Raw genomic sequence first — 12,439 nt, 5'->3', positions numbered from 1 at the left:
AAAATCCTAGCAAACCAGACCCACAAAAAACAAAAGCAGCCCGAAGGCTGCTTCTGTTTTTACTACCGGCGAACCAGCGCTTAGTGGCCGCGCTTCTTGAGCTTTTCCACCACGGCGAGTTTCGCCACGGCTTCCAGCAGCTCGGCTTGCGCCATCGCGAAGTCCATCGAACCGCTGCGGTTCTTCAGGGCTTCTTCTGCCTTGGCCTTTGCTTCCTTGGCCTTGGCTTCATCGATGTCGTCACCGCGAATCGCGGTATCGGCCAGCACGGTTACCACGTGCGGTTGCACTTCCAGCAGGCCGCCCGAAACGTACAGGATCACGTCCGGATCGTTGCTATTGGCCGGCTTGATGCGCACTGCACCCGGACGGATCCGGCTAAGCAGTGGTGCGTGCCGCGGCAGGATGCCGATCTCGCCCTGGTCGGCAGGTGCCGAGATGAACTCGGCAGTGCCGGAGTAGATCAGCGCCTCGGCGCTTACCACGTCCACATGCATCGTCATGGCCATTCCTATCCCCTTACTTCAAGGTCTTGGCTTTTTCGATCGCTTCTTCGATGCCGCCGACCATGTAGAAGGCCTGCTCCGGAAGGTGATCGTAATCGCCGTTCAGAATGCCCTTGAAGCCCTTGAGGGTTTCCTTCAGCGGCACGTACTTGCCCGGCGAGCCGGTGAACACTTCAGCAACGTGGAACGGCTGCGACAGGAAACGCTGGATCTTCCGCGCGCGGGACACGGACAGCTTGTCTTCAGGAGACAGTTCGTCCATACCCAGAATCGCGATGATGTCCTGCAGTTCCTTGTACTTCTGCAGTGTTTGCTGCACGCCACGTGCCACGCTGTAGTGCTCGTCGCCAACCACTTGCGGATCCAGCTGGCGCGATGTCGAATCGAGCGGATCGACCGCAGGGTAGATACCCAGCGAAGCGATGTCACGCGACAGAACGACGGTAGCGTCCAAGTGGGCAAAGGTCGTTGCCGGGCTCGGGTCGGTCAAGTCATCCGCAGGCACGTAAACGGCCTGGATGGAGGTGATCGAACCGGTCTTGGTCGAAGTGATACGCTCTTGCAGCGCACCCATTTCTTCGGCCAGTGTCGGCTGATAACCCACTGCGGACGGCATACGGCCCAGCAGCGCCGAAACTTCGGTACCGGCCAGGGTGTAACGGTAGATGTTGTCGACGAAGAACAGGATGTCGCGACCTTCGTCACGGAAGTGTTCAGCGATCGACAGACCGGTCAGTGCAACGCGCAGACGGTTACCCGGCGGCTCGTTCATCTGGCCATACACCATCGCCACCTTGTCGAGGACGTTGGAGTCCTTCATTTCGTGGTAGAAGTCGTTACCCTCGCGAGTACGCTCACCCACGCCGGCAAACACGGACAAGCCCGAGTGTGCCTTGGCGATGTTGTTGATCAGTTCCATCATGTTGACGGTCTTGCCCACACCGGCGCCGCCGAACAGGCCGACCTTGCCGCCCTTGGCAAACGGGCAAACCAGGTCGATCACCTTGATGCCGGTTTCCAGCAGGTCAACAGACTGGTTCAGCTCGTCGAACTTCGGAGCGGACTGGTGAATGGCGCGGCGGACGTCGGTTTGCACCGGGCCTGCTTCGTCAATCGGGTTGCCCAGCACGTCCATGATGCGGCCGAGTGTAGCGTTGCCGACCGGCACCGAAATCGGTGCGTGCGTGTTGTTGACCAGCAGACCACGCTGCAGGCCATCAGTGGTACCCATGGCAATCGAACGCACCACGCCGTCGCCGAGCTGCTGCTGGACTTCCAGCGTCAGTTCACGATCGGCGAGCTTGAGTGCGTCATACACCTTGGGCAGGTTGTCGCGCGGAAATTCCACGTCGACCACCGGGCCAATGATTTGTACGATTTTCCCTTGGCTCATCTTAGGGTTCCTAATCAGTAAATTCGGGTTGGCGATCTGTTAAACCGCTGCAGCGCCCGCGCAGATTTCCGAAAGTTCTTTCGTAATCGCCGCTTGACGCGTCTTGTTGTACAGCAGTTGCAGATTGCCGATCACCTTGTCGGCGTTGTCGGTTGCTGCCTTCATGGCCACCATGCGGGCTGCCTGCTCGGACGCGATGTTTTCCGCTACCGCCTGGTAAACTAGGGCTTCGAGGTAGCGGCCCATCAGGGCGTCGATGACGGACTTGGCATCCGGCTCGAACAGGTATTCCCAGTTGTATTCATGCGACTGCGGCTTGGTAACGACCTCGCCTGCCAGTGGCAACAACTGTTCGACCACGGGTTCCTGCTTCATGGTGTTGACGAACTTGGTGTACACCAGGTGCACCTCGTCCACTTCGCCGGCGATGAACGCATCAACCATGACCTTCACAGGTCCGATCAGTTGTTCAAGGTGCGGCATGTCGCCAAGGCCGGTCGCGTGCGACAGAACCTTGGCGCCATTGCGGGCCATGAAACCAAAACCCTTGTTGCCGATGGCGGTGACTGCAGTTTCCACACCGTTCTGGTCCCAGCCCTTCATCTTGTTCAGCGCCAGACGCAGCACGTTGGTGTTCAAGCCACCGCACAAGCCTTTGTCCGACGTGATCACGATGAGGCCAACCCGTTTCACGGTGTCGCGACCAACGAGGAAAGGATGCTGATAGTCCACCAATGCCTGGGCCAGGTGAGCCGTTACCTTGCGGATTTTTTCACCGTAAGGACGTGCCGAGCGCATGCGCTCCTGGGCTTTACGCATTTTGGACGTTGCAACCATTTCCATGGCGCGGGTGATCTTCTGCGTGTTCTTGACGCTCTTGATCTTGGTCCGGATCTCTTTGCCGCCTGCCATGATTCGTTTCCTTTATTCGGTATCGAATCAGTAAGCGCTGCTGGCCTTGAACGCGTCCGCAGCCTTGAGGATGGCAGCTTCGTCGTCGGCGGAAAGGTCACCCTTTGCGTCAACGCGAGCCAGCACATCGGCCTGGTTCGCTTTCAGGTCAGCAAGGAAAGCCGCTTCGAATGCCAGCGCGCGGTCCACCTTCACGTCGTCGTAACGGCCCTTGCCGATCAGCAAGAGGGTAACGGCGAGTTCGGCAACCTTGAGCGGGCTGTACTGGGCCTGCTTCATCAGCTCGGTCACCAGCTTGCCGCGTTCCAGCTGCTTGCGGGTGGCTTCGTCCAGATCGGAAGCGAACTGCGCGAACGCAGCCAGTTCACGGTACTGGGCAAGGGCCAGACGCACACCGCCGCCCAGCTTCTTGACGACCTTGGTCTGTGCAGCACCACCAACGCGCGACACCGAGATACCGGCGTTCATCGCAGGACGGATACCGGCGTTGAACAGGTCGGTTTCCAGGAAGATCTGGCCGTCGGTAATCGAGATCACGTTGGTCGGCACGAATGCAGACACGTCACCCGCTTGCGTTTCGATGATCGGCAGCGCGGTCAGCGAGCCGGTCTTGCCGGTCACTGCGCCGTTGGTCAGCTTGGCGACTTCGTCGGCATTGATACGCGCAGCACGTTCCAGCAGACGCGAGTGCAGATAGAACACGTCGCCCGGATACGCTTCACGGCCCGGAGGACGGCGCAGCAGCAGCGAGATCTGGCGATAAGCCACAGCTTGCTTGGACAGATCGTCATAAACGATCAGTGCGTCTTCACCGCGGTCGCGGAAGTATTCACCCATCGTGCAACCGGAGTACGCGGCGATGTATTGCAGCGCGGCCGATTCCGAGGCAGCAGCTGCCACGATGATGGTGTGGGCCAGTGCACCGTGCTCTTCGAGCTTGCGCACCACGTTGGCGATCGACGAAGCCTTCTGGCCGATGGCAACGTATATACACGTTACGCCGGTGCCTTTCTGGTTGATGATCGCGTCCAGCGCAACGGCAGTCTTGCCGGTCTGGCGGTCGCCAATGATCAGCTCACGCTGGCCACGGCCAACCGGCACCATGGTGTCGATCGACTTGATACCGGTTTGCAGGGGCTGCGAAACCGATTCACGTGCGATAACGCCCGGTGCGATCTTTTCGATCGGGCTCGACAGTGTGGTACCCAGCGGGCCCTTGCCGTCGATAGGCTGACCCAGCGCGTTGACCACACGGCCAATCAGCTCGGGACCAACCGGTACTTCAAGAATGCGACCGGTACACTTTACTTCGTCGCCTTCGGAGATGTGGGTGTATTCACCCATCACCACGGCACCGATGGAATCACGCTCGAGGTTGAGCGCCAGACCGAAGGTGTTACCCGGGAATTCCAGCATTTCGCCTTGCATCACATCGGACAAGCCGTGGACGCGAACGATACCGTCGGTCACCGAAACAACCGTACCGGTGGTACGTGTTTCAGCAGCTGTCGACAGATTCTGGATCCGGGCTTTAATCAGTTCACTGATTTCGGACGGATTGAGTTGCATTAAAATCTCCTAGCTCTTCAGGCTCGTCGCGAGCGCTGCCAGCTTGCCTTGCACGGATGCATCGATCACCAGGTCACCGACCGTCACCTTGACGCCACCGATGAGTTCCGGGTTAACCGTGACTTCCGCTGCAACCTTGCGGTTGAGTTGGGCAGACAGCGTGCTCGCCAGCGTATTCTTCTGGGCGTCGTCAAGCGGGAAGGCCGATTCGATCACGGCTTCAACCTCGCCTTCTTCGGCAGCTTTCAGCGCTTCGAATACTTCCGAAACCGCCGCGAGCGCTGCAAAGCGCCCGTTTTCCAGCACCACAACGAGGAAGTTCTTCACTTCTTCGCTGACATCGCCGCCCAGCAGGTCGACCAGCAATTGTTGAACCTGAGTTGCGGAATACTTCGGATTGGCCACCACGTCCAGGGCGGTCTGGTTCTGCGCGAGCAGGCCCAGATTGGCGAGTACCTGCGACCACTGGCCCAGGGTACCCGACGCTTTCGCCAGACGGAAAACAGCCTCGGCATAAGGTCTTGCGACGGTGATGAGTTCTGCCATGACTGCTTACAGTTCCGCTTTGATGGATGCCAACAGATCGGCATGCTTTGCAGCATCGATCTCGCGCTTCAGGATCTTCGTCGCGCCGTCAACAGCCAGCTGGCCGACCTGCTGACGCAGGACTTCCTTGGCGTGTTGAACCTGGCTTTCGATTTCCGCCTGAGCGCCGTTCACCAGCCGCTCACCTTCTTGCTTGGCCGTTTCCTTCGCTTCTTCAACGAGTTGCGACGCGCGCTTCTCGGCTTGGGCGATGATTTCGGCCGCATGCTGTTTGGCTTCACGCAGCTTGTCGGCGGAGGCTTTCTCTGCATTGGCCAGATCTTGCTTGGCGCGATCTGCTGCAGAGAGGCCGTCGGCGATACGACGAGCGCGTTCTTCCATCATGCCGGTCAGCGGAGGCCACACGAATTTCATCGTGAACAGAACCAGAAGCACAAAAGTGATCATCTGGCCAATCAGGGATAAATTGATATCCATGCTGATGGTCCTCCAGTTAGTTAGGCAAGCGCCGGATTATTGAGCAGCTTGCAGAACCGCATTGAGGAACGGGTTGTTGAATGTGTACAGCATTGCAACACCAACACCGATCATCGAAATCGCGTCGAGCAGACCGGCGATGATGAACAGCTTGGTTTGCAGAACCGGGATCATTTCCGGTTGACGAGCCGAGGACTCGAGGAACTTGCCACCGAGGATTGCAAAACCCAGGGCGGTACCGATAGCAGCCAGACCGATGATGATCGCGGCAGCGATCACGGTGAAGCTCTGTACGGAAGCGATTTCAGCAACAGCCATTTCTAACTCCTAAAAGGATGGTTGAGGTTGGTATGAAAAAGGATGGAATACACGAGCCAGACAGGCCAAGACCTGCCCGGCGCGATTTTTTAGTGATCTTCTACCGCAAGGCTCAGGTAGACGATCGTCAGCATCATGAACACGAACGCCTGCAGCGTGACCACCAGGATGTGGAAGATCGCCCATGGCGTACCCAGCACCCAGTTGACCCACCACGGCAACAGCGCGATCAGGATGAAAATCAGTTCGCCGGCATACATGTTGCCGAACAGACGCAGCGACAGGGAGATCGGCTTGGCGATCAGCTCCAGCAGCTGGAAGATGAAGTTGACTGGCAGCAGCACGATGATCATCGGCAGGCTTTCAGCGTGGAACGGTGCAGTGAACAGTTCCTTGATATAGCCAACCGGGCCCTTGGCGCTGATCGAGAACCCGATGATCAGCAGCATCACCGACAGCGACAGCGCGAAAGTCTGGTTCACGTCGGCGGTGGGCACCACGCGCAGGTACACATGGTGCGGGTCCATGCCGAAGCCGTAGTGGCCGATCGCCTGGGCAATTGTCGGCAGCAGGTCAACCGGCAGGAAGTCCATCGCGTTCATCAGGAAAACCCAGCAGAAAATGGTCAGCGACAGCGGACCGATCACCTTGGATTTGGCGTGGAAGGCATCCTTGATTTGCGAATCGACCATCTCGACGATCAGTTCGACAAAGTTCTGCAGCTTGCCGGGAACCCCGCTCGTAGCCTTGCGCGCAACCAGTGCGAACACGCCGACAAAGAGGAAACCCAGGATCAGTGCAATCCAGAAGGTATCAAGGTGGAAGCCGCCAGCAGTCTGATTGAACGTCAGGTGATGCTGGATATATTGTGTGGCCGTTTGCTTTTCTGCAGACATGTCAGTTTTTGCCGTCAAACTTGATTAGAAGACCGAACCAGTAGGCGCTGGCCGCTGCGAGATAACCTCCAAACAGCGCAACCCAGACAACCTGCCGGTAAAAAACGAAAACCGCAGCGAAGGCCGCGAGCGTAAAGCCCAGCTTGACCATCTCTGCCGCAAAATGCTGGCGCATCAGCGCCGCGGGCGGACCATATTCCAGACGGTAAGCGATGCGCGCGTAAAGTCGCGCTCCGGCCACCGAAATCAATCCTCCGATGGCGCTTGCAATCGCTGGCGCCTGCCCCCATAAAAAGAGAACCAGCAGGGAAACCATCAGCGTTATCGCCGAACCGAGGAGAACGATGCCCCGGACTTGTGCTCTGCTGCTCATCATCCGCCGCCAGTAAAACCCCGCGATTATACGGAGCTGCTTGCCGCAGCGTCAATTTTCACGCCTGTAAGCTTCATGCACGTGAACAGTGCATCGGCACCCTTGCGGGGCGCATGCGCCACCGCAAACACTGCTGAATCGCTTTAGCTTATTTCAGCAGTGCCAGCAGCCGATCCAGCTCATCGAGGCTGGCATAGTCCAGACTGATGCGTCCGGCACCCTTTTTACCTGTTTTGATCGCCACTGTAACGCCCAGGCGCTGCGAAACTTCTTCTTCCAGCCGGCGTACATCCGGATCGACGCGCTTTTCTGGCTGCTGCGCCGGCCCTTGTTGCAGCTTTTTCACCAGCGCTTCCGCATCGCGTACCGACAGGCCTTTCAATGCAATGGTCTTGGCGGCATCAAGCTGTGCCAGGCTGTCCAGCGGCAACAATGCGCGCGCATGGCCCATATCCAGCTGGCCACTCATCAGCATGTCGCGTACCGGCTCGGACAATTGCAGCAGGCGCAGCAGGTTGCTGACGGCCACGCGGGATTTGCCCACCGCCTGCGCCGCGGCTTCGTGCGTCATGCCGAATTCTTCGATCAGCCGCTGCAGGCCCTGCGCCTCTTCCAGCGCATTCAGGTCTTCACGCTGGATGTTCTCGATCAGTGCCATCGCCGCAACGGCTTCGTCCGGCACCTCGCGCACCAGCGCCGGGATCTCGGTCAGGCCGGCAATGCGCGATGCACGCCAGCGGCGCTCGCCAGCAATGATTTCGTAGCGTTCCACGCCGTCGATGGGCCGTACCAGCACCGGCTGCATCAGCCCCTGTGCCTTGATCGATTCGGCCAGCTCGTTCAGCGCATCGGCATCGATATGCGTGCGCGGCTGGTAACGGCCAGGCTGCAGCGCGTCGATGGAAAGTTGCTGCAGGCTGTCGCTGGCATCACCCATCAGGGCATCGAGCCCGCGGCCTAGGCCCTTGAATTTCTTGCTGACCATGTGGTTCTCTGCGGCAAAGCCTGTGACATGCGCGCCACCCTGCCGTTGCGACGGGCGGTGCGGACAATGCCGGCTTCTTAAACGGGTTGGACGGATTCGACCGGATTATGCCGCGCCAGCATCTCTTCTGCGAGCTGCAGATACGCCTGCGCGCCTTTGGAGTTCTTGTCATAGGACAGAATGGGCCGGCCATACGACGGCGCTTCGGCCAGCCGCACGTTGCGCGGGATCACCGTGTGGTAGAGCTTGCTGGTGAAATGCTTGACCAGTTGATCGCTCACCTGCTGCGCCAGCGTGGAGCGCGGATCGAACATCGTGCGCAGCAAGCCTTCGATCTCGATCTTGCGGTTCAGGCTCTGCTTCACGCGCTTGAGCGTATTCACCAGGTCGGACAAACCCTCCAGCGCATAGTACTCGCACTGCATGGGGATCAATACGGCATCGGCGGCAACGAGGCCATTGAGCGTGAGCAGGTTGAGCGCCGGCGGGCAATCAAGGATGACGAAATCGTAATGCTCGGCCTGCGTGGCCAGTACTGCCTTGAGCTTGGATTCACGCGCATCGGCATCCACCAGCTCGACTTCCGCCCCGGCCAGGTCACGGTTGGCGGGCAGCACGTCGAAGCCGCCGGATTCGGAGGTCTTTACCGTTTCGGCAACGCTCGATTCGCCGATCAGCAGGCTGTAGATCGAATGCTCCAGCCTGGCCTTGTCAATGCCGGCACCCATGGTGGCGTTCGCTTGCGGGTCCAGGTCCACCAGCAACACGCGCTTTTGCAGGTGCGCCAGGCTGGCGGCGAGGTTGACCGCGGTGGTCGTCTTGCCGACGCCGCCTTTCTGGTTCGCGATCGCCAGCACCCGCATCAGGCGCGCACCACGTGAACCAGATGACGTTCCGCGTCGATGCCGGGCACCGCCAGCGTATCGACGCCGGCGGGTTTCACATCGGCCGGCAGCAAGGCGATTTCTTCATGCGGGTAGACGCCCTTGAGCGCCGCCCATTCACCATCATCAGCCAGCAGGTGGCGGGTGAGCTTCACGAATTCGGCCAGATCGGAAAACGCCCGCGACGTGATCACGTTGAACGGCGCTTCCGGCCGGTAGGCCTCCACCCGCTCGGTCACCACGGTGACGTTGGCAAGCTTCAAGTCGACAATCGCCTGGCGCAGGAAGGTGGTTTTCTTGTGGTTGGAATCGAGCAGCACCAGTTGCCAGTCCGGCCGTGCAATCGCCAGCGGGATGCCCGGCGTACCGAAGCCCGAGCCCACGTCGAGGATGCGCGCACCGTGGCCGGCCTTGAAATGGCCCAGCGGCGCCAGCGAATCGAGCAGATGGTGCGGCACCATGCGCTCCGGCTCGCGGATCGCGGTCAGGCTATAGGTCTTGTTCCACTTGGCCAGCAACTCCACATAGGCCAGCAGCAATTGCTGCTGCGCATCGGAGAGCGCGAGGCCGAAAATCTTCAGGCCGTCGGCCAGGGTTTGCGCAAGCGGGGTTACAGCAGCTACGGACATTCAGGCAACCTTGGGGGTAATCGCCGCAGTGGCGAGTTGTTTCTTTTTCAGATGCACCAGCAGCAGCGCGATGGCAGCCGGGGTAATGCCGGAAATGCGCCCGGCCTGGCCCAGCGTTTCCGGGCGGTGCTTGGCCAGCTTCTGCTGCACTTCCTTCGACAGGCCGGATACGATGGTGTAATCGAAATCCACCGGCAGCGGCACATCGTCGAGCGTATCGCGTTTCGCCACTTCGTGCTGTTGCCGTTCGATATATCCCTGGTACTTGACCTGGATTTCCACCTGCTCGGCTACCAGCTCGTCATTGACCATCGCCTCGCCCTCTTTGGGCTGTGCTGCGGCCAGCGTCAGCAGGCTGGCGTAGCTCACTTCCGGGCGGCGCAGCAGTTCGGCCAGATTGTATTCACGCTCGATGGCCTTGCCGAATACCGGCAGCGCCTCGGCTTCGGAAATCAGCCGCGGATTGATCCAGGTCGATTTCAGCCGCTGCAGCTCGGCTTCCACCGCATCGCGCTTGCGGCAGAACGCCTCCCACTGCGCATCGTCCACCAGCCCCAGCTTGCGGCCCGCCTCGGTCAGGCGCAGGTCGGCGTTGTCCTCGCGCAGCTGCAAGCGGTATTCGGCGCGGCTGGTGAACATGCGGTAAGGCTCGGTCACACCCAGCGTGGTCAGGTCATCGACCAGCACGCCCAGGTAGGCTTCATCGCGGCCCGGCAGCCACGGCGCTTCATCGCGCGCATACAGCGCCGCGTTCAGCCCGGCAAACAGGCCTTGCGCGGCGGCTTCTTCATAGCCGGTGGTGCCATTGATCTGGCCGGCAAAATAAAGGCCGGCAATCGACTTGGATTCGAACGACTGCTTGAGCGCGCGCGGATCGAAGTAATCGTACTCGATGGCATAGCCGGGGCGCAGGATGCGGGCGTTTTCCAGCCCGGCAATCGATTGCAGCGCACCCAGCTGGATATCGAACGGCAAGCTGGTCGAGATCCCGTTCGGATAGAACTCGTTGGTATCGAGGCCTTCGGGCTCCAGAAAGATCTGGTGGCTGTCCTTGTCGGCAAAGCGGTTGATCTTGTCTTCGATGCTCGGGCAATAGCGCGGCCCCACGCCTTCGATCTTGCCGGTGAACATGGGGCTGCGGTCAAAACCGCTGCGGATGATGTCGTGCGTTTTCAGGTTGGTGTGGGCAATCCAGCACGGCAGTTGCTGCGGGTGCATGTCGCGGCGGCCGCGTGCCGAGAACACCGGTTCCGGCGTATCACCCGGCTGTTGCTCCAGCACCGAGAAATCGATGGTGCGGCCATCGATGCGCGGCGGCGTGCCGGTCTTCAGGCGCCCCACCGGCAGCTTCAGCTCGCGCAAGCGCTGTGACAGCGTGATCGATGCCGGGTCACCCGCGCGGCCGCCCACGTGGTTTTCCAGCCCCACGTGGATCTTGCCGCCAAGGAAGGTGCCGGCGGTAAGCACCACCGCAGCCGCCTCGAAACGGATGCCGATCTGCGTGACGGCACCGGTTACCCGGTCGCCATCGAGCGTCAGGTCGGCCACTTCCTGCTGGAACAGATCCAGGTTGGGCTGGTTTTCCAGCATATGGCGGATGGCGGCCTTGTAGCGCACGCGGTCGGCCTGCGCACGGGTGGCGCGCACTGCGGGGCCCTTGCTGGCGTTCAGTGTCTTGAACTGGATGCCGCTCATGTCGGTGGCCAGCGCCATGGCGCCACCCAGTGCATCCACTTCCTTCACCAGATGACCCTTGCCGATGCCGCCAATCGACGGGTTGCAGCTCATCTGCCCCAGCGTTTCGATATTGTGCGTGAGCAACAGGGTTTTGCGGCCCATGCGCGCGCTGGCGAGCGCCGCTTCGGTGCCGGCATGGCCGCCACCGACGACGATCACGTCATAACGGGTTGGATAGAGCATGGGGTGCCGCCTAAAGACAAATCAGGGCGAATATTCTACGGTAAAACAGTGACTTGCGCCATGAAGCGGCGTCATCTGCGGATGAATTGAAAAAGCCCGCAGCATATGCGGGCTTTCCGGCATCGGCAACCACGGGGTCACCACCCACACCGATCCGCTCAGACCATGCCGTTGGCACGCCCCGCAGCAACGGCCGCGCCAACGATGCCGGCATTGTTCTCCAGCACCGCGGCCACCACCTTGTAGCGCAGGCCGGTCATTTCCGGGATGAACTTCTCGGCCTTCTTGCTGATGCCACCGCCGATAATCACGAGATCGGGCGAGAACAGCAGATCAAGATGCTGCAGGTAGGCATTCAGGCGCGGATTGTATTCTTTCCATTTCAGGTCCAGATCATCCTTGACCTTGCCCGAACAGTATTTCTCCGCAATCGAATCCTTGGGGAAAATCAGGTGGCCAAATTCGGTATTGCTGATCAGTACGCCATCGACAATCAGCGCGCTGCCGATGCCGGTACCCAGCGTGATCACGATGGTTTTGCCCGGTCGGCCCTTGGCGGCACCGAACAGCACTTCCGCCAGACCCGCCGCATCGGCGTCATTCAGCAGCTTCACCGGCAAGCCCACCGCATTGGCGAGGATTTCTTCGGCCGGTGCATTGATCCAGCTCTTGTCCACGTTGGCGGCAGACAGCGTCTGCCCGTTGGCGACAATCGCCGGAAAGGTGATGCCGATCGCCCCCTTCCATGCAAACTGGTCGACCAGTTGCTTGACCACACGGCCAACCGCTTCCGGCGTGGCGGGCTGCGGCGTATCCAGGCGCACACGCTCGGCCAGCAACTCGCCGGTTTCGATATTGACGGGCGCACCCTTGATGCCGGTGCCGCCGATATCGATACCGAGCACGGTCTTGATGTTCTGGTCTTGCGTCATGATGCGTTCCTGGAGAATCTGTTGAGGCCGGTCAGCAACAGCGCAGGACAAGCGCCGTGCCAACACCGGATGCCCGACAGTTTGCCGTGGGGCGATGCA

Annotated in this window: 14 protein-coding genes; all 14 read right to left on the bottom strand. The window is 60.1% G+C overall.

Annotation, left to right across the window (positions count from 1 at the left end):
* Positions 1-80: 80 nt before the first annotated feature.
* A complete protein-coding gene (locus tag IGB42_RS15840; RefSeq protein WP_159673391.1) occupies positions 81-509 on the bottom strand; it encodes a F0F1 ATP synthase subunit epsilon in 429 nt (142 codons plus the stop codon).
* Between the two features lie 10 nt (positions 510-519).
* Positions 520-1,899, bottom strand: a complete 1,380-nt coding sequence (atpD, locus tag IGB42_RS15835; RefSeq protein ID WP_159673389.1) for a F0F1 ATP synthase subunit beta — start codon at positions 1,897-1,899, stop codon at positions 520-522.
* A 39-nt stretch (positions 1,900-1,938) separates the two neighbouring features.
* Positions 1,939-2,811 carry a F0F1 ATP synthase subunit gamma gene (gene atpG, locus IGB42_RS15830; RefSeq protein WP_159673387.1) on the bottom strand — a complete coding sequence of 291 codons (873 nt, stop codon included), beginning with the start codon at positions 2,809-2,811 and terminating at the stop codon, positions 1,939-1,941.
* Between the two features lie 27 nt (positions 2,812-2,838).
* A complete protein-coding gene (gene atpA, locus IGB42_RS15825; RefSeq protein WP_159673385.1) occupies positions 2,839-4,380 on the bottom strand; it encodes a F0F1 ATP synthase subunit alpha in 1,542 nt (513 codons plus the stop codon).
* A gap of 9 nt (positions 4,381-4,389) precedes the next feature.
* Positions 4,390-4,926, bottom strand: a complete 537-nt coding sequence (locus tag IGB42_RS15820) for a F0F1 ATP synthase subunit delta (RefSeq protein WP_159673383.1) — start codon at positions 4,924-4,926, stop codon at positions 4,390-4,392.
* A gap of 6 nt (positions 4,927-4,932) precedes the next feature.
* A complete protein-coding gene (locus IGB42_RS15815; RefSeq protein WP_159673381.1) occupies positions 4,933-5,403 on the bottom strand; it encodes a F0F1 ATP synthase subunit B in 471 nt (156 codons plus the stop codon).
* Between the two features lie 36 nt (positions 5,404-5,439).
* Entirely contained in the window at positions 5,440-5,721 is a 282-nt protein-coding gene (gene atpE / locus IGB42_RS15810) for a F0F1 ATP synthase subunit C (protein WP_159673379.1), read from the bottom strand.
* Between the two features lie 89 nt (positions 5,722-5,810).
* The gene (gene atpB, locus IGB42_RS15805) at positions 5,811-6,617 is read right to left on the bottom strand and encodes a F0F1 ATP synthase subunit A (protein WP_159673377.1); all 807 of its coding nucleotides are present in this window, start codon (positions 6,615-6,617) and stop codon (positions 5,811-5,813) included.
* 1 nt (position 6,618) lies between these two features.
* Positions 6,619-6,990, bottom strand: a complete 372-nt coding sequence (locus tag IGB42_RS15800; protein WP_255461502.1) for an ATP synthase subunit I — start codon at positions 6,988-6,990, stop codon at positions 6,619-6,621.
* Between the two features lie 148 nt (positions 6,991-7,138).
* Complete coding sequence (locus IGB42_RS15795) at positions 7,139-7,975, bottom strand: ParB/RepB/Spo0J family partition protein (RefSeq protein WP_159673373.1); 837 nt, start codon at positions 7,973-7,975, stop codon at positions 7,139-7,141.
* Positions 7,976-8,052: 77 nt separating this feature from the next.
* Positions 8,053-8,841: a ParA family protein gene (locus IGB42_RS15790; protein WP_159673473.1), complete on the bottom strand. Its 789-nt coding sequence runs from the start codon at positions 8,839-8,841 to the stop codon at positions 8,053-8,055.
* Complete coding sequence (gene rsmG / locus IGB42_RS15785; protein ID WP_159673371.1) at positions 8,838-9,488, bottom strand: 16S rRNA (guanine(527)-N(7))-methyltransferase RsmG; 651 nt, start codon at positions 9,486-9,488, stop codon at positions 8,838-8,840. The genes IGB42_RS15790 and rsmG overlap by 4 nt, the downstream gene beginning before the upstream one ends.
* The gene (gene mnmG / locus IGB42_RS15780) at positions 9,489-11,408 is read right to left on the bottom strand and encodes a tRNA uridine-5-carboxymethylaminomethyl(34) synthesis enzyme MnmG (RefSeq protein WP_159673369.1); all 1,920 of its coding nucleotides are present in this window, start codon (positions 11,406-11,408) and stop codon (positions 9,489-9,491) included.
* Between the two features lie 158 nt (positions 11,409-11,566).
* Positions 11,567-12,340, bottom strand: a complete 774-nt coding sequence (gene ppgK, locus IGB42_RS15775; protein ID WP_159673367.1) for a polyphosphate--glucose phosphotransferase — start codon at positions 12,338-12,340, stop codon at positions 11,567-11,569.
* Positions 12,341-12,439 lie beyond the last annotated feature (99 nt).

Source organism: Andreprevotia sp. IGB-42, from assembly GCF_009848685.1.
GTDB lineage: Bacteria > Pseudomonadota > Gammaproteobacteria > Burkholderiales > Chitinibacteraceae > Andreprevotia.
The sequence above is the reverse complement of the archived record's forward strand: the minus strand, read 5'-3'. Positions and strand labels throughout refer to the sequence as shown.

Coding starts and splice junctions, on each gene's coding strand:
- ppgK (WP_159673367.1), bottom strand. CDS start 12,340: ATGACGCAAGACCAGAACATCAAGACCGTGCTCGGTATCGATATCGGC.
- rsmG (WP_159673371.1), bottom strand. CDS start 9,488: ATGTCCGTAGCTGCTGTAACCCCGCTTGCGCAAACCCTGGCCGACGGC.
- IGB42_RS15795 (WP_159673373.1), bottom strand. CDS start 7,975: ATGGTCAGCAAGAAATTCAAGGGCCTAGGCCGCGGGCTCGATGCCCTG.
- atpE (WP_159673379.1), bottom strand. CDS start 5,721: ATGGCTGTTGCTGAAATCGCTTCCGTACAGAGCTTCACCGTGATCGCT.
- atpB (WP_159673377.1), bottom strand. CDS start 6,617: ATGTCTGCAGAAAAGCAAACGGCCACACAATATATCCAGCATCACCTG.
- mnmG (WP_159673369.1), bottom strand. CDS start 11,408: ATGCTCTATCCAACCCGTTATGACGTGATCGTCGTCGGTGGCGGCCAT.
- IGB42_RS15800 (WP_255461502.1), bottom strand. CDS start 6,990: ATGAGCAGCAGAGCACAAGTCCGGGGCATCGTTCTCCTCGGTTCGGCG.
- IGB42_RS15820 (WP_159673383.1), bottom strand. CDS start 4,926: ATGGCAGAACTCATCACCGTCGCAAGACCTTATGCCGAGGCTGTTTTC.
- atpG (WP_159673387.1), bottom strand. CDS start 2,811: ATGGCAGGCGGCAAAGAGATCCGGACCAAGATCAAGAGCGTCAAGAAC.
- atpA (WP_159673385.1), bottom strand. CDS start 4,380: ATGCAACTCAATCCGTCCGAAATCAGTGAACTGATTAAAGCCCGGATC.
- IGB42_RS15840 (WP_159673391.1), bottom strand. CDS start 509: ATGGCCATGACGATGCATGTGGACGTGGTAAGCGCCGAGGCGCTGATC.
- atpD (WP_159673389.1), bottom strand. CDS start 1,899: ATGAGCCAAGGGAAAATCGTACAAATCATTGGCCCGGTGGTCGACGTG.
- IGB42_RS15815 (WP_159673381.1), bottom strand. CDS start 5,403: ATGGATATCAATTTATCCCTGATTGGCCAGATGATCACTTTTGTGCTT.